At 58.6% G+C, this 15,998-nt stretch carries 12 protein-coding genes and 3 pseudogenes; 8 read left to right on the top strand and 7 right to left on the bottom strand.

Annotation, left to right across the window (positions count from 1 at the left end):
* Positions 1 to 33: 33 nt before the first annotated feature.
* Positions 34 to 976: pseudogene (gene fabY, locus ABOC21_RS25005) on the top strand (fatty acid biosynthesis protein FabY).
* A 15-nt stretch (positions 977 to 991) separates the two neighbouring features.
* Here fabY and ABOC21_RS25000 read toward each other — a convergent pair.
* The 5 genes and pseudogenes from ABOC21_RS25000 to fdnG form a co-directional block, all read right to left on the bottom strand.
* Positions 992 to 1,911, bottom strand: a pseudogene (locus ABOC21_RS25000) (alpha/beta hydrolase).
* Between the two features lie 187 nt (positions 1,912 to 2,098).
* Positions 2,099 to 3,028 carry a formate dehydrogenase accessory protein FdhE gene (fdhE, locus tag ABOC21_RS24995; RefSeq protein WP_426813658.1) on the bottom strand — a complete coding sequence of 310 codons (930 nt, stop codon included), beginning with the start codon at positions 3,026 to 3,028 and terminating at the stop codon, positions 2,099 to 2,101.
* The gene (gene fdoI / locus ABOC21_RS24990) at positions 3,025 to 3,660 is read right to left on the bottom strand and encodes a formate dehydrogenase cytochrome b556 subunit (protein ID WP_426813657.1); all 636 of its coding nucleotides are present in this window, start codon (positions 3,658 to 3,660) and stop codon (positions 3,025 to 3,027) included. The genes fdhE and fdoI overlap by 4 nt, the downstream gene beginning before the upstream one ends.
* Positions 3,657 to 4,559 carry a formate dehydrogenase subunit beta gene (gene fdxH / locus ABOC21_RS24985; RefSeq protein WP_426813656.1) on the bottom strand — a complete coding sequence of 301 codons (903 nt, stop codon included), beginning with the start codon at positions 4,557 to 4,559 and terminating at the stop codon, positions 3,657 to 3,659. The genes fdoI and fdxH overlap by 4 nt, the downstream gene beginning before the upstream one ends.
* A gap of 12 nt (positions 4,560 to 4,571) precedes the next feature.
* Entirely contained in the window at positions 4,572 to 7,622 is a 3,051-nt protein-coding gene (gene fdnG, locus ABOC21_RS24980; protein WP_426813655.1) for a formate dehydrogenase-N subunit alpha, read from the bottom strand.
* 158 nt (positions 7,623 to 7,780) lie between these two features.
* Here fdnG and fdhD point away from each other — a divergent pair, with 158 nt between their 5' ends.
* Positions 7,781 to 8,617 carry a formate dehydrogenase accessory sulfurtransferase FdhD gene (gene fdhD / locus ABOC21_RS24975; RefSeq protein ID WP_426813654.1) on the top strand — a complete coding sequence of 279 codons (837 nt, stop codon included), beginning with the start codon at positions 7,781 to 7,783 and terminating at the stop codon, positions 8,615 to 8,617.
* Between the two features lie 128 nt (positions 8,618 to 8,745).
* Positions 8,746 to 8,958 carry a YdgH/BhsA/McbA-like domain containing protein gene (locus tag ABOC21_RS24970; RefSeq protein WP_426813653.1) on the top strand — a complete coding sequence of 71 codons (213 nt, stop codon included), beginning with the start codon at positions 8,746 to 8,748 and terminating at the stop codon, positions 8,956 to 8,958.
* 41 nt (positions 8,959 to 8,999) lie between these two features.
* Here the strand turns inward: ABOC21_RS24970 and ABOC21_RS24965 are convergent, their stop codons facing one another.
* Both ABOC21_RS24965 and ABOC21_RS24960 read right to left on the bottom strand, forming a co-directional pair.
* Entirely contained in the window at positions 9,000 to 9,323 is a 324-nt protein-coding gene (locus ABOC21_RS24965) for an AzlD domain-containing protein (protein WP_426813652.1), read from the bottom strand.
* Complete coding sequence (locus ABOC21_RS24960) at positions 9,323 to 9,982, bottom strand: AzlC family ABC transporter permease (RefSeq protein ID WP_426813651.1); 660 nt, start codon at positions 9,980 to 9,982, stop codon at positions 9,323 to 9,325. The genes ABOC21_RS24965 and ABOC21_RS24960 overlap by 1 nt, the downstream gene beginning before the upstream one ends.
* A 100-nt stretch (positions 9,983 to 10,082) precedes the next feature.
* Here ABOC21_RS24960 and ABOC21_RS24955 point away from each other — a divergent pair.
* The 5 genes and pseudogenes from ABOC21_RS24955 (at position 10,083) to ABOC21_RS24935 (ending at position 15,959) form a co-directional block, all read left to right on the top strand.
* Positions 10,083 to 10,632 (top strand): annotated as a pseudogene (locus tag ABOC21_RS24955) (helix-turn-helix domain-containing protein).
* A gap of 93 nt (positions 10,633 to 10,725) precedes the next feature.
* On the top strand, positions 10,726 to 11,721 hold the full coding sequence (locus ABOC21_RS24950; protein WP_426813650.1) for a substrate-binding domain-containing protein: 996 nt from the start codon (positions 10,726 to 10,728) through the stop codon (positions 11,719 to 11,721).
* 112 nt (positions 11,722 to 11,833) lie between these two features.
* Positions 11,834 to 13,957: an alpha-galactosidase gene (locus ABOC21_RS24945; RefSeq protein WP_426813649.1), complete on the top strand. Its 2,124-nt coding sequence runs from the start codon at positions 11,834 to 11,836 to the stop codon at positions 13,955 to 13,957.
* A 41-nt stretch (positions 13,958 to 13,998) separates the two neighbouring features.
* Positions 13,999 to 15,264: an MFS transporter gene (locus ABOC21_RS24940; RefSeq protein ID WP_426813648.1), complete on the top strand. Its 1,266-nt coding sequence runs from the start codon at positions 13,999 to 14,001 to the stop codon at positions 15,262 to 15,264.
* Positions 15,265 to 15,323: 59 nt separating this feature from the next.
* A complete protein-coding gene (locus ABOC21_RS24935; protein WP_426813647.1) occupies positions 15,324 to 15,959 on the top strand; it encodes a DapH/DapD/GlmU-related protein in 636 nt (211 codons plus the stop codon).
* Positions 15,960 to 15,998 lie beyond the last annotated feature (39 nt).

Raw genomic sequence — 15,998 nt, 5'->3', positions numbered from 1 at the left:
GGCAGGCTGCGGGTAACAAAAGAGAGTACGACTATGTATCACCTTCGTGTACCGCAAACAGAAGAAGAGTTAGAGAGCTACTATCAATTCCGCTGGGAGATGCTGCGTAAACCGCTGCATCAGCCAAAAGGGTCGGAACGCGATGCCTGGGATGCCATGGCGCATCACCAGATGGTGGTCGATGAAGATGGAAACCTGGTTGCCGTAGGGCGGCTGTACGTTAACGCCGAAAATGAAGCCTCCATTCGCTTTATGGCGGTGCACCCTTCCGTCCAGGATAAAGGGCTCGGGACGCTGATGGCGATGACCCTGGAGTCGGTGGCGCGTCAGGAAGGCGTGAAGCGCGTGACCTGCAGCGCCCGCGAGGATGCGGTGGATTTCTTCGCCAAGCTGGGGTTCGTCAACCAGGGCGAGATAACCACGCCAACCACCACGCCCATCCGCCATTTTCTGATGATCAAGCCGATTGCCTCGCTGGACGATATTCTTCACCGCGGCGACTGGTGCGGACAGACTGCAGCAGGCCTGGTATCAGCATATTCCGCTCAGCGAAAAAATGGGCGTGCGCATCCAGCAGTACACCGGGAAAAAATTTATCACCACCATGCCGGAAGCCGGCAACCAGAATCCGCACCACACGCTGTTTGCCGGGAGCCTGTTTTCCCTCGCGACCCTTACCGGCTGGGGGCTGATCTGGCTGATGCTGCGCGAGCGGCACCTGGGCGGGACGATTATCCTCGCCGACGCCCATATCCGCTACAGCCAGCCGATCAGCGGCCGCCCGAGCGCGGTTGCGGACCTCGGCTCCCTAAGCGGCGATCTTGACCGCCTCGCTCGCGGCCGAAAGGCGCGCGTACAGCTACAGGTCGAGCTGTTTGGCGATGAGAATCTCGGTGCCGTTTTTGAAGGCATTTATATCGTTCTGCCCGCGAAGCCGTTTGGCTCGTACGAAGAGGGCGGCAACGAAGAAGAGTAGCCCGCCCCTTTTACCTTATGCGGCGCCTGGTGAACCGCTTCGCCAGGCGATATCCCGCATCGCATCCCGCGCCGCCGGGCTGATCCCCGCAAGCTGGAAGAAGCCGTGAATCACCCCGAGGTAGCGCTGCGCGCTGCACTCGACGTTCTGCGCAAGCAGCCGGCGATATAAGGCTTCGCCCTCATCACGCAGCGGGTCGTATTCGGCGGTAATAATATGCACCGGCGGCAGGCCGCTGAAGTCCTCTCGCCACAGGGGGCTCGCCTCCGGATGGGCAAACTCGGTCGCCGGCAGATACATCTCGTAGCCGCTCAGCAGCGTATCCCGGGTGATGAGGTAATCTTCGCCGTTGCTGACGTAGCTTGCCGAGCGGGCGGTGGCGTCCAGCATTGGGTAAATCAGGATCAGCTGCACGGGCCGCCACTCTGCCGCGGCTTTCAGCCGCAGGGCGGTAACCAGTGCCAGATGGCCGCCGGCGCTGTCTCCGGCCAGCGTGATGCGCGCGGTATCTACCCCCAGCCGCCCGGCGTGGCGGTGGATAATTAAGGCGCCGCGGTGCGCATCATCGTGTGCGGCGGGGAAGGTATACTCGGGGGCCAGCCGGTATTGCACGGCGATCACCCGGCAGCGGCTCTCATACGCCAGCTGTCGAAGCTGCCGATCGTGGGTGGCAAAGCCGCCGCTGATAAAGCAGCCGCCGTGATAGTAAATCACCGTGGGCAGTGCGCCCTGGGCATCAAGCGGCGATACTACGCGAAAGGTCATGCCGTCTATGGCGATATCCTCGACCTGCACGCGGGTTTCAGGTTCTCCCGCCAGCGCCGCGCTGGCCACGTAGCCCGCTCTCCGGTCATCAATATTCTGCGCTCGCGAAGAGGGGCGGCCGCGGCGATAAACTCATCAACCAGCCGGTTAATGCCTTTTTCCAGCGTCATCTGTCACTCCTTTTCTGTATGGATATACAGCTTTATAGCCTGGTTTATGGCGGATGAACACGGGATTATTCAGGGCAGGCGTGGGGAGATGGCGCGCAGAAGAGCGCTGATAAATTCAGCGAGGCTTTGACGTACGCGGCGTGAGAAGCGGCCGGGCAACCTGCGTTACCCGGCCATCGGGGGCAACCTACTCGCCTTCGCCCGGGAACATAAACGGGTTAATAGAGCTTCTGGCAAAGCCTTCCTGCTCCATACGGGCATCCAGCACCAGCGAGGCAAGATCGTCGGCAACGGCTTCGACGTTGGGATCTTTTTCCTGATACATAATCTTCAGGTAAGTTCCGCAGTCGCCGCAGCTTTCGGCCTTGATGGCCGCCTGCTCGTTATCCAGCGACCAGTAGTGCAAATCGCGGCTCTGTTCGCAGTTGCTGCACTTCACGCGCACCACGTGCCATTCGGTTTCGCACAGATTGCAGTGCAGGTAGCGCAGCCCCTGAGTGGTGCCGATTTGTACCATGCTGGAGACCGGCATCGAGCTGCAAACCGGGCAATGCTGACGCTGCTCGCCGTATTCGGCATGAGCTTTACCGGGGATCAGGCTCGCCATCTGCGCCCAGTAGAGCGACAGCGCGGCCCAGATAAACGGGGCTTTATCGCTGCTGACTAAGGCAAAGTCGGAGGCGAAAAGCGCGCTCGCCATCAGCTCAAGCTCCTGTTCGGACGCTTTTTCCAGATTTTCGATCACCGCCAGCGCCGGGCCGCTCATCTCCGGCTTCAGCTCGGCGATAAGCGAATGCAGCAGCTTGTGCCAGTGCTTATCGCGCGGCAGGACGTGAATATCCAGCGGCGGTTTGCCCTGCTCATTCGCAGCCTTAAGTCGGGCCGTCAAATCCATCTGCAGCGGATGGTCGTACAGCACCACTTCCTGGGCGTGAGCGATCAGCGCGGCAAAGCGCAGGTAGTCGCCCAGCGGGTTGTCTTCCGCCAGCTTGCGCAGGCGCTCGGCGCGGCGGTTATAAAGATTTTTTAGCCTGGGGAACAGTAGCGGCGGAATATATTCCGCCGTGCGTTTCTCGCTCGAACCCAGCTCATCTTGCGGGATTATGCGAATACTCATTCAGTCTTTTTTTCCTGTTTCTGGCGGACTTCGCGATACCAGCGCGGGTGATGTTTCTTCGCCCATGTTTTGGTAACCCAACCTTCCACCATCGCGGTAATGGTGCCTTTCACCCACAGGGCGGCGTAGATATGCACCATGATAACCACAATTAACGCCACCGCGGCAAATGAATGCAGCATTAGCGCAAATCGGATCACCGGGATTGAGAACGCAGGCGCAAAATAGGGGCGCCAGATGATCACGCCGCTCACCAGCAGCAGAACCAGGAAAATAATCGCCGCCCAGAATACGCATTTCTGGCCGAAGTTATAGCGCCCGGTGTCGCCTACCTCCTCGTTGACGACGATCTTACGAATATTCTTCGCCCAAAAGATATCATCCCGATTGATTAGGTTGTGGTGCCAGTAGCGGAAAAACATGATGATAAACGAGGCAAACATGATAACCCCGACAAACGGGTGCAGAATTCGCGCCAGCTGCGGGGTGCCCATGACGTGCATCAGCCAGTTGAAGGAGGGGAAAAAGAACCCCAGCCCGCTAATCGCCGCCAGCATAAAGCAGAAGGCGGTCACCCAGTGGTTGATTCGCTCCGGCGCCGTGTAGCGCACGATGGTGTCACGTCTTTTCATTTGCGCACCTCGTCATTCTCTTCATGCAGGTTGTCTTCTTCCTCTTCCGCCCGGTTCGGACCGACGCCGACGTAGTGGAAGATGCTGGCGGCGAAGGTCGCGGCAAAGCCCACCGCCGCGAGCGGTTTCCAGATACCTTTCCAGAACTTCACGGTGGCGCTGATTTGCGGGTTTTCCGGCAGGCCGTGGTACAGATTCGGCTTGTCGGCATGATGCAGGACGTACATCACGTGCGTGCCGCCGACGCCGGCCGGATCGTACAGGCCCGCGTTGTCGTAACCGCGGGTTTTCAGCTCGGCGACGCGCTCGCCTGCCAGCACCTTCATATCCTCTTTGGAGCCAAAGTGGATCGCGCCGGTCGGACAGGTCTTCACGCAGGCCGGCTCCTGGCCGACGGTAACGCGGTCGACGCACAGCGTGCACTTGTAGACGCGGTTGTCTTCCGGGTTCAGGCGCGGGACGTCGAACGGGCAGCCGGCGATGCAGTAGCCGCAGCCGATGCACTGCTCGGACTGGAAGTCGACGATACCGTTGGCATACTGAATGATAGCCCCTTCCGACGGACACGCCTTCAGGCAGCCCGGGTCGGCGCAGTGCATACAGCCATCCTTACGGATCAGCCACTCCAGCTTGTCGTTTTGCTCCACTTCCGAGAAGCGCATCACCGTCCAGGATTTGGCGGTCAGATCGGCCGGGTTGTCGTACACGCCGACGTTGTGACCGACCTCATCACGGATATCGTTCCACTCTGAACAGGCCACCTGACAGGCTTTACAGCCGATACAGGTGGTGACGTCGATAAGCTTTGCGACCTCCTGCTGGTGGTCCCGCGCCTGAGGCGCGGGGGTGAAACCATTAGTCGCGGAACGACGAATAATGTCTTGCGATTGATAAGCCATAAGTCGTCTCCCTTACACCTTTTCCACGTTCACGAGGAAGGCCTTGAACTCCGGCGTCTGCGTATTCGCATCGCCGACGAACGGCGTTAGCGTGTTGGCGATAAAGCCTTTCTTCGCTACCCCTTCATAGCCCCAGTGGATCGGAATACCGATAGTATCGACATCCTTGCCGTCCACCTTCAGCGTGCGAATTCGCTTGGTCACCACCGCCTTGGCCTTGATATAGCCACGGTTGGAGGAGACTCTGACGGTATCGCCGTGGGCAATACCGAGCTTATTCGCCAGCTTCTCGCCGATTTCCACGAACTGCTCCGGCTGCGCGATGGCGTTGAGCAACGCGTGCTTGGTCCAGTAGTGGAAGTGCTCGGTGAGACGATAGGTGGTGCCGACGTACGGGAACTTATCCGCTTTACCCATCTGCTCCAGGTCATGTTTAAAGACGCGGGCGGCCGGGTTGGAGACCACGTTGGGGTGCAGCGGGTTAGTGCCCAGCGGCGTTTCGAACGGTTCATAGTGCTCGGGGAACGGTCCTTCCGCCATTTTGTCGATAGCAAACAGGCGGCCCATCCCTTCAGGCTGCATGATAAACGGCCCGACGTCGCTGCCCGGCGCGGCGGCGCTGTAGTCCGGAATATCCATACCGCCCCATTTTGCGCCATCCCATTTGAGGATCTGACGCTTCGGATCCCACGGTTTACCCTGCGGGTCTGCGGAGGCGCGGTTATAGAGGATGCGGCGGTTAAGCGGCCACGCCCATGCCCAGCCCAGCGTATTGCCGAGGCCCGACGGGTCGGCGTTATCGCGGCGTGCCATCTGGTTGCCATCCGGCGTCCAGCTGCCGGCGAAGATCCAGCAGCCGCTGGCGGTGGTGCCATCATCGCGCAGCTGCGCGAACGAGCTCAGCTGCTGGCCTTTCTTGACGATAACCGCGCCGGTGGCCGGGTCGGTGATATCCACCAGCGCCTTGCCGTTGCTCTCCATCGCCACTTCTTCCGAAGCCGGTTCATGCGGCGTGGAGTAGTCCCAGGTCATATTCAGCACCGGCTCCGGCGTCGGACCGCCCTCTTCGGCGTACATTTTCCGCAGGCGCATAAAGATACCGGCGAGGATTTCACCATCGGTGACGGCGATCCCCGGGGCGTCCGCGCCTTTCCAGTGCCACTGCAGCCAGCGTCCGGAGTTAACGATCGAACCGTTCTCTTCGGCGAAGCAGGTTGACGGCAGGCGGAAGACTTCGGTCTGGATTTTCGCCGGATCGACGTCGTTCGACTCGCCGTGGTTCTGCCAGAAGGTGGACGTTTCGGTGTTAAGCGGGTCGATAGTGACCAGGAACTTCAGCCGCGACAGCGACGCGACAACCTTGTTCTTATTCGGGAACGAGGCCACCGGGTTAAAGCCCTGACACAGATAGCCGTTCACTTTGCCCTGGCTCATCATGTCGAAGTACTGCAGCACGTCGTAGCTTTTATCCCACTTCGGCAGCCAGTCAAAGCCCCAGCTGTTCTCCGCCGTTGCCTTATCGCCGTAGAAGGCCTTCATCATCGAGACGAAGAATTTCGGATAGTTGCCCCAGTAGTTCACCTGATCCTTCAGCAGCGGTTTCGGCGTGCTGGCGGCCAGGTAAGTCTGGATATCGGCCTGTTTTTCGCTCGGCAGGTTCATGTAGCCCGGCAGGCTGGTGGAGAGCAGCCCGAGGTCGGTCAGCCCCTGAATATTGGAGTGGCCGCGCAGCGCGTTTACGCCGCCGCCCGCCATCCCCATATTGCCGAGGAGCAGCTGGATCATCGCCATGGTGCGGATATTCTGCGCGCCGATCGAGTGCTGCGTCCAGCCAAGGGCATAGAGGAACGACGCGGTTTTATCATGAGCGCTGGTTTCGGCGATATATTCGCAGACCTTCAGGAAGTCGGCTTTTGGCGTACCGCAGATATTTTCTACGACGTCCGGCGTATAGCGGGAAACGTGCTGTTTCAGCAGATTCCAGACGCAGCGCGGATGTTGCAGGGTGGTATCGCGTTTGGCAAAGCCGTTTTCGTCCAGCTCGTAGTTCCAGCTGGTCTTATCGTAGCTGCGTTTTTCGGCGTCGTAGCCGCTAAACAGACCGTCATCGAAGCTGTAATCCTCACGCACGATCAGGCTGGCGTTGGTATAGGCTTCGGTGTACTCACGGTTAATTTTTTCGTTGTTGAGCAGATACAGGATCACCCCGGAGAGGAAGGTAATATCCGTCCCTGAACGAATTGGCGTATAGAAATCGGCCACCGATGCCGTACGCGTAAAGCGCGGATCGATAACGATAAGTTTGGCGCCGTTGTGGATTTTAGCTTCCATCGCCCAGCGGAACCCTACCGGGTGCGCTTCAGCGGCGTTGCCGCCCATGACCACGATGAGGTTGGCATTTTTAATGTCAACCCAGTGGTTCGTCATCGCACCGCGACCAAATGTTGGAGCAAGACTTGCTACCGTTGGTCCGTGTCAGACGCGCGCCTGGTTGTCGACCGCGAGCATACCGAGCGCGCGGGTGAATTTCTGGGTTAAATAGCCGGTTTCGTTACTGGATGCGGAAGCGCAGAGCATCCCGGTGGTCAACCAACGGTTGACGGTGGTGCCAGCGTCGTTTTGCGCAATAAAGTTGGCATCGCGGTCTTCTTTCATCAGCTTAGCGATGCGATCGAACGCGTCATCCCAGCTGATTTGCTGCCATTTATCGGAGCCTGGCGCGCGATATTCCGGGAATTTCAGGCGGCTTTCGGAGTGGATAAAGTCCACCAGACCGGCCCCTTTCGGGCAGAGCGCACCACGGTTGACCGGATGGTCCGGGTCACCTTCGATATGAAAGATGGATGCTTTGGCGTTTTTTGCCCCGTCGCCGAGGCTGTACATTAACAGCCCACAGCCGACAGAACAGTACGTACAGGTGTTACGGGTTTCGCGGGTACGCAGCAGCTTATACTGCCGGGTCTCCGCCAGCGCAGCGCCTGGGGCAAAGCCCAGCGCCGCGGCCGTAGTGCCTGCCATACCGCCAGCGCAGATCTTAAAGAACTGCCTTCTGCTGACCTGCATGGTTCACTCCTTGTCTCGACATTGTCACATATAGTTATTTACTTTGCGGTGAGGACCGCGAAGGTTCAGAATTGAGAGACGATCGCCCTTTCGCTTGAAGGGGTATACGGAAGAATACCACATTGTGTGTATGCCTGTTCCAATACGGTTAAGACAAAGTGAATAAGAACCCTCACCAACAAACTGAAAGTGTGACGAATGTCTCAGGTTACCGTCAGGTCGCGCTGTGGAAGCGCGAGAATTTGCAACATCCTCAGTCTGACGAGTTAGCCGAGGAAGTTCCCGTCGCGCTGGTCTATAACGGTATCTCCCACGTCGTGATGATGGCCTCTCCCGGGGATCTGGAGCGTTTTGCCGTGGGGTTTTCCTTATCCGAAGGGATTATCGAAAATCGACGAGAGATCTACGGGATGGAGGTGGTGCCGGCATGCAATGGCCTGGAAGTGCAGATTGAGCTCTCCAGCCGCCGTTTTATGGGGTTAAAAGAGCATCGGCGCGCGCTGGCCGGGCGAACCGGCTGCGGGGTATGCGGCGTCGAACAGCTCAACGATATCGGCAGGCCGGTGCGCCCGCTGGCGTTTACGCAAACTTTCAACCTCGCGAACCTCGATCGCGCGTTGGAGCACCTTAACGACGTGCAGCCCATCGGTCGCATCACCGGGTGCACCCACGCGGCAGCCTGGGTTCGGCCGTCAGGCCAGCTGGCGGGAGGGCATGAAGACGTTGGCCGTCACGTTGCCCTCGACAAGCTGCTCGGGCGGCGGGTGGAAGAGGGGAGCGACTGGCAGAACGGAGCGGCGCTGGTCTCCAGCCGGGCCAGCTACGAGATGGTGCAGAAGGCGGCCATGTGCGGCGTGGAAATTCTGTTTGCGGTCTCCGCCGCGACCGCGCTGGCGGTTGAGGTCGCGGAACGCTGCAACCTGACGCTGGTGGGGTTTTGCAAGCCGGGCAGGGCGACGATTTACACCCACCCACAGCGGCTTATTGAGGGGTGAATAAAGGTCAGTTTTTTTGAATGATGACAACAAATCCTTCCGCTTTTCGTTATGGGATGTGAGGGCTATTATTTATCACATCAAGGCACAACGCCTTATCCAAACAACTTAATTGAAGGATTTACATCATGAAAAGCATCAAAACTTTTGTCGCAGTTATCGCTCTGGCCGCTTCTTTTGGTTCATTCGCCGCTGAAAGCGTGACCGCCACCGCCACAACCATGGACGGGGCTGAAGCGAAAATTGCCGCTCAGGCGCAGGCCGCTGGCGCATCGTCTTATAAAATTACCGAAGCTTTTACCGGTAACCGCGTGCATATGACGGCGGAACTGAACAAATAAGCGAAGTGCTATCGTCGAAAGAGCGCCCCTGGGGCGCTTTTTTAGTTTATACCCGCCAGACGCAGCAGCGCCGTAACGATGGCCGCCGCGATAATTACCACGATCAGCGGCATCTTACGCCAGGCAAGAAAAACGGCGAAACCTACCCCAAGCACCCGCGCCATCCCGGCAAAATGTTCGCCCTCATACAAAGTCGTTGCCAGAGCGACCGAAAACAGCAATACCGTCGCGGCGTCGGAGAGCAGCGCCTGAGAACGCTCGGAAAGCGCCAGCCGATTGCCGATCTTCGCGCCGCCGAGGCGCATCAGATAGGTTCCGGCCGACAGGATAGCGATCCCGGCGATAAACAGCGTGATGTTACCCATTATTTTTTCCTCGCCAGCAGGCCGAACAGGGAGAACAGCACCGGCAGGCCCGTAGGGGCGAAGGAGACTGACGCAAGGGACAACGCCGCGCCGCTGCAGGCGCGGATTAAGGTGGTGCGGTTTTTCAACGCGGGAATGACCAGCGCCAGCAGAATGGCGGGGAAGACGGCATCGAGGCCGATGGTTTCCGGATCCGGCAGGATCTTGCCGACCAGCGCCCCAAGCAGCGCCCCCAGCGGCCAGATAATGGCTACGCCGAGCCCGCACAGCCAGTAGGCGGCTTTACGCTGCTCCGGCGTTTTTTGCGACAGCCCGAAGACCACGCTCTCGTCATTCATAATATGGCAGCCCAGCAGGCTGGCGCCGCGCCTGCCGACCAGATCGCGCACCGTTACGCCGAACGGCACGTGGCGAGCGTTGACCAATAAGCCTGCCGCGGCGGCGGCCAGCGGATTACCGCCGCTGGCGACGATGCCGATAAACATAAACTCCGAGGCGCCCGCCAGCACGCAAATCGACAGTACGAATGGCACCCACACCGGGAAGCCATAGGCTATCGCCAGCGAACCGTAGGAGAGGCCGACGACGCCAACGGCCAGGCAGACCAGGAATATCGCTTTGATCGTGTCTCCTTTGAGACTGGAGAAGTGCTGCTTCATACTATTTAGCCATATCGAACGAATTTCCATTATAATGAACGCAACCCTGTCGACTTTCAAGTCGAACGAATCGTTCTATATAAAAAACGCGGAGCCGTGTATGACACAGCCAATTAGCCTGATTGCCGCGAGTCTGGTACGCGAGCGCTCGCGCACCGGACTCTCGCTGGCGGAAGTCGCTCGCCGGGCCGGTATTGCCAAATCGACGCTATCGCAGACTGGAGTCAGGCAACGGCAACCCCAGCCTCGAAACGCTGTGGGCGCTCTGCGTCGCCCTCGATATTCCGTTTGCCAGGCTGCTGGAGCCGCAGGCGCAAAAAACGCAGGTATTGCGCCGTGGGGAAGGGATTAAGGTGGTAGCTGAGCAGGCCCACTATCAGGCAATTCTGCTGGCGGCCTGCCCGCCCGGCGCCCGCCGCGATATCTATTTGCTGCTGACCCAGCCGGGCGCTGACCGTATTTCTCACCCGCACCCGCCGGGATCGATAGAGCATATTATCGTCACCCAGGGGCGCGCGCTGGTGGGCCTGACGGAAACCCCGGAAGAGCTGGGCGCCGGGGATTACATCTGTTATCCCGCGGATCGGGAACATCTCTTCCAGGCGCTGGAGCCGGATACACAGGCTATTCTGGTGGCGGAGCAAAACTAGCGTCATAGCGCGGCGATCATCGCGCCGCTCTCTGGACGTCCCGCCCGTATTGCGGGACACTAGCCGTCTCCTCCACCGTCGACTGGGATGCGTATGTCGCTGAAAGCTATTGCTAAAGAACTTGGGATCTCGGTAACCACCGTCAGCCGCGCGCTGAACGGTTATGACGACGTGTCACAGGAGACGCGTGCCCGCGTGGAGGCGGAAGCGCAGCGCCGCGGCTACCGGCCCAATACCTTCGCACGACGCCTTAAAATGGGCAAAATTGACGCCGTGGGCTTGGTTTTCCCCATCAGCCCGGCGCCGCTGAATAACAGCGTGTTTCTCGACATGGTCGGCGAAATTAGCCACGAGCTGGCGCGTTATGAGATTGATTTACTGCTGATTGCCGACGATGAGCAGGCGGATAAGCACGGCTATATGCGGATGGTTCAGAGTCGGCGGGTCGATGCGCTGATTGTCGCCCATACCCTCGATGAAGACCCCCGCCTCACGCAGCTGCTCTCCTCTGGCTTTCCTTTCCTCGCCCTTGGCCGCAGCCGGTTGCCGAAACCCTATGCCTGGTTTGATTTTGATAATCAGGCCGGAACCTGGCGGGCGACCCACCATTTAATCAGCCAGGGGCATCGGCGCATCGCGCTGCTGAGCGAAAATAACAATCAGGCGTTTATCACCCAACGCCGCAACGGCTACCTGCAGGCGCTGCGCGAAGCCGGATTAGCGGATACGTGGCTGCGCAGCGTGCCGCCAACCCGCCGCGGCGGCTATCAGGCGACGATGGAGCTGCTGCGCTTACCGGAACCGCCCACGGCGATCGTGACCGACTGTAACACCCACGGCGACGGTGCGGCGATGGCGCTATCGCAGCTGGGGCGCTTGACCGGCGATAATCGCGTCTCGCTGGTAGTTTACGACGGACTGCCGCAGGACAGCATTATTGAAACCCCGGTGGCGGCGGTGATCCAATCCACTCGGCAGGGCGTTGGCCGCCAGATCGCCGGTATGGTCCGTCGGCTGATCGCCGGCGACGATCTTTCTTCTCTGCAGGTGCTTTGGCAGCCCGAATTTATCCCCGGAGACACCGCCTGACATCTCTCCCGCTACGCTAATTTTGCACTCGATCACGAATCCGAAACGTTTTGGTTGGCATCCGAAACGTTTCGGATCAACAGTAAGACATTCCTTGTTGTGGAGATGTCTGATGTCTGATTCGATTTTACGCCTGCAAAGCGCAGGGGCCGATGTGGTAATCAAAACCCATCCGTTCGCCGAAATTATCTACTGGGGGCCGCATTTAAGCCACTTTTCGCCGCAGGATGCGGCCAGCCTGACGCGTCCGGTGGCTAACGGTCGCCTGGATGTCGATTCCCCTATAACGCTCATGGCCGAATTGGGCCACGGTCTGTTTGGTGCGCCGGGTATTGAAGGGCACCGCCAGGGGCTGGACGGCTCGCCAATGTTCGCCACCGTGGAGGTCACGCAGGACGGGCGAAACCTGACCATTATCAGCGAGGACCCGCAGGCCGGGCTGCGTCTACGTAGCGAAATCGTGCTCGATAGCTGCGGTGTGCTCAGCGTTCGCCACGGGCTTACCAATCTGCGCGCGCAGCCCTGGCAGGTGGACCGGCTTGCGGTCACGCTGCCGGTTGCCGAACGCGCCCGCGAAGTGATGGCCTTTCATGGCCGCTGGATCCGCGAGTTTCAGCCGCATCGGCTGCTCCTTGAGCACGACAGCTTCGTGCTGGAAAACCGCCGCGGGCGCACCTCCCACGAGCATTTCCCGGCGCTGATTACCGGCAGCATCGCCTTTAGCGAGATGCAGGGCGAAGTGTGGGGCGTGCACCTTGGCTGGAGCGGCAACCACCGCCTGCGCGCTGAGGTAAAAACCGATGGCCGCCGCTATCTGCAGGCGGAAGCGCTCTATTTACCGGGTGAGATGGCGCTGGCCGAAGGCGAAACCCTGTGGACGCCGTCGCTGTACGCCAGCTATTCGGCGCAGGGCCTGAACGGCATGAGCCAGCAGTTTCATCGCTACCTGCGCGAGCAGATCGTGCGCTTCCCGGATAACAAACCGCGCCCGGTGCATCTCAATACCTGGGAAGGGATCTATTTCAATCATGACCCGCAGTACATCATGCGCATGGCGGACGAGGCCGCGGAACTTGGCGTCGAGCGCTTCATCATTGACGACGGCTGGTTTAAAGGGCGCGACGACGATTGGGCGGCGCTCGGCGACTGGTATCTGGATGAGAAAAAGTACCCCAACGGGCTGACGCCAGTTATCGACCAAGTGAAATCGCTGGGCATGGAGTTCGGCATCTGGGTTGAGCCGGAAATGATCAATCCGGATTCGGACCTCTTCCGCGCCCATCCCGATTGGGTGCTGGCCCTGCCGGGCTATACGCCGCTGACCGGCCGCCATCAGTACGTCCTGAACCTCAATATTCCGCAGGCCTTTGATTATCTGCTGGAGCGGATGAGCTGGCTGCTGGGCGAGCACGCCGTGGATTATGTGAAGTGGGATATGAATCGAGAGCTGGTGCAGCCGGGCCATAACGGTAAAGCCGCCGCCGATGCGCAGACCCGCCAGTTTTATCGTCTGCTGGACGCGCTGGTTACCCGCTTCCCGCATATCGAATTTGAATCCTGCTCCTCCGGCGGCGGACGTATCGATTATGAAGTGCTGAAACGCAGCCATCGCTTCTGGGCTTCCGATAACAACGATGCCCTGGAGCGCAACGCTATCCAGCGCGGCATGAGCTATTTCTTCCCGCCGGAAGTGATAGGCGCGCATATCGGCAACCGCCACTGCCACGCTACCTTCCGCCAGCACAGCATCGCCTTTCGTGGCTTGACTGCGCTGTTTGGCCATATGGGGCTGGAGCTGGATCCAGTGAGCGCCGACGAACAGGAGCGCGCGGGCTACCGCAAGTATGCCGCGTTGCATAAGCAGTGGCGCGATGTCATTCATCACGGCGTGCAGTGGCGCATGGATATGCCGGACGCTACCACGCTGGCGCACGGCGTAGTCAGTGAAGATAAGAGCCAGGCGATTTTCCTCGTCAGCCAGCTGGCGATGCCGGATTACACCCTGATGGCGCCGCTGCGCGTCGCAGGGCTGGAAGCGGGCGCTCGCTATCAGGTTATGCTGCTCGATCACCCGGATATTCAGATTACGGGAGAGGGAGGACATACCATGCGCAAGCTGCCGGAATGGATGGTGACCCCGCAAACGGTGAGCGGCGAGTGGCTACAGCTGGCGGGGCTGGCGCTGCCAATCCTCGATCCGGAAAGCGCCATTTTGATTGGCCTGCAACGCGTGTAATGGAGACGGGCCGCCAGGCGGCCCTGACTGAGGAATATAAAATGAACCCGACTGCCTGTACCCACAAAAACAACCCTAACTTCTGGATTTTCGGCCTGTTCTTTTTTCTCTACTTTTTCATTATGGCCACTTGTTTCCCGTTCCTGCCGATCTGGCTGTCGGACGTTATTGGCCTGAATAAAACCGAGACTGGCATCGTTTTCTCCAGCCTTTCCCTGTTTGCGATCTGCTTCCAGCCCGTTCTGGGGGTGATTTCCGATAAGCTGGGGCTGAGAAAACACCTGATGTGGATCGTGACAATTTTGCTGGTGCTGATTGCGCCGTTCTTCCTCTACGTCTTTGCGCCGTTGCTGAAAATCAATATCTGGCTGGGGGCATTAAGCGGGGGGTCCTATATTGGTTTCGTGTTCTCCGCCGGCGCCGGCGCGATGGAAGCCTATATCGAACGCATCAGCCGCAACAGCGGGTTTGAGTACGGTAAAGCGCGTACCTTTGGCTGCCTTGGCTGGGCGCTTTGCGCGACGACCGCGGGGATGCTGTTTAGCGTCAATCCCGAGTGGGTATTCTGGATGGGATCGGCCGCCGCGCTGCTGCTGGTGGTGCTGGTGGCTATCGCGAAACCGCAGGCCAGCCAGGCCGCTCAGGTCATGGATTCTTTGGGCGCGAATCGCCCATCGGTGGATTTAAAAACCGCCCTGAGGATGTTCCGGCAGCGCAAAATGTGGATGTTTATTTTGTACGTGGTCGGCGTGGCGTGCGTATACGACGTCTTCGATCAGCAGTTTGCCACCTTCTTTAAATCCTTCTTCGCTACGCCGGAATCGGGCACCCGCGCCTTTGGCTTTGCGACCACCGCCGGGGAAATTTGCAACGCGATCATCATGTTCAGCTCGCCGTGGATTATTAACCGCATCGGTGCGAAGAATACCCTGCTGATTGCCGGGATGGTGATGGCGGCGCGGATGATCGGCTCATCGTTCGCCACCACCGCGGTTGAGGTCGTGGCGCTGAAAATGCTCCACGCCCTGGAAGTGCCGTTCCTGCTGGTCGGGGCGTTTAAATATATTACTGGCGTATTTGACGTCCGGCTGTCGGCGACGATTTATCTGGTGGGCTTCCAGTTCGCCAAACAGGTGGCGGCGATTTTCCTCTCCGCATTTGCCGGCAATATGTATGACCGGATTGGTTTCCAGGAGACGTATATGATCCTTGGCGGTATTGCGCTGTCCGTCACCTTAATATCGGCCTTTACGCTTTCAGGGAAATCCGCCTCTGCCAGCGTTGGTAATAAAGCAATGACCATTTAATAAATTAACAGAATAAATTCTCACAGGGATGTGTTGAATAAATGGAGAACAGGTTGACGATGGATATTAAAAAAAGAATGAACAGCGGTGAACTTTACTCTGATTCCGGACACGGGCTGCCAGAGGAGCGGCTGATAGCAAAAGTGCGGGCCTATGAATATAACCACTCGCACCCTTTCGGTCAGGAGCTAAGAGACAACATTATCCTTCGCATGTTTGCAAGCGTGGGCAAACAGTGCTGGATTGAGCCGCCGATCAATCTTGCTTACGGAATTCACACCACCATAGGTGATAACTTCTACGCAAACTTCAACCTGACGCTGGTCGATGATGCCGAGATTATTATCGGCAATAACGTGATGTTCGCACCGAATGTGACGATCTCTACCGCCGGCCATCCGGTGCATCCGGATCTGCGCCATACGCAGCAGCAGTTCTCCCTGCCGGTGATTATTGAGGACGGCGTCTGGCTGGGCTCCGGGGTGATTATTAATCCTGGCGTGACCATCGGTAAAAACTCGGTGATTGGCGCCGGCAGCGTGGTGAATCGCTCTATTCCGCCGAACGTTGTTGCCGCCGGGGTGCCCTGCCGGGTATTAAGAGAAATTACCGCTGAGGATAAAAATAAATATCGAGCTCTATACCGGCCAATAAATATACGCCGCATATTAATTAGCGCTTATACCCATATATAAACAATTAAGATAAAAAGGTGAGTTATTAACTCATCAGAC

It is taken from the genome of Klebsiella sp. WOUb02, from assembly GCF_050058015.1.
Lineage (GTDB): Bacteria > Pseudomonadota > Gammaproteobacteria > Enterobacterales > Enterobacteriaceae > Klebsiella.
Note: the sequence above shows the minus strand (reverse complement) of the source record. Positions and strands in the feature narration are given on the sequence as shown.

What these genes read in the sequence shown, in the direction of transcription:
- fdhE (WP_426813658.1), bottom strand. Translation starts at nt 3,028, where the DNA reads ATGAGTATTCGCATAATCCCGCAAGATGAGCTGGGTTCGAGCGAGAAA.
- fdoI (WP_426813657.1), bottom strand. Translation starts at nt 3,660, where the DNA reads ATGAAAAGACGTGACACCATCGTGCGCTACACGGCGCCGGAGCGAATC.
- fdxH (WP_426813656.1), bottom strand. Translation starts at nt 4,559, where the DNA reads ATGGCTTATCAATCGCAAGACATTATTCGTCGTTCCGCGACTAATGGT.
- ABOC21_RS24970 (WP_426813653.1), top strand. Translation starts at nt 8,746, where the DNA reads ATGAAAAGCATCAAAACTTTTGTCGCAGTTATCGCTCTGGCCGCTTCT.
- ABOC21_RS24965 (WP_426813652.1), bottom strand. Translation starts at nt 9,323, where the DNA reads ATGGGTAACATCACGCTGTTTATCGCCGGGATCGCTATCCTGTCGGCC.
- ABOC21_RS24960 (WP_426813651.1), bottom strand. Translation starts at nt 9,982, where the DNA reads ATGAAGCAGCACTTCTCCAGTCTCAAAGGAGACACGATCAAAGCGATA.
- ABOC21_RS24950 (WP_426813650.1), top strand. Translation starts at nt 10,726, where the DNA reads ATGTCGCTGAAAGCTATTGCTAAAGAACTTGGGATCTCGGTAACCACC.
- ABOC21_RS24945 (WP_426813649.1), top strand. Translation starts at nt 11,834, where the DNA reads ATGTCTGATTCGATTTTACGCCTGCAAAGCGCAGGGGCCGATGTGGTA.
- ABOC21_RS24940 (WP_426813648.1), top strand. Translation starts at nt 13,999, where the DNA reads ATGAACCCGACTGCCTGTACCCACAAAAACAACCCTAACTTCTGGATT.
- ABOC21_RS24935 (WP_426813647.1), top strand. Translation starts at nt 15,324, where the DNA reads ATGGATATTAAAAAAAGAATGAACAGCGGTGAACTTTACTCTGATTCC.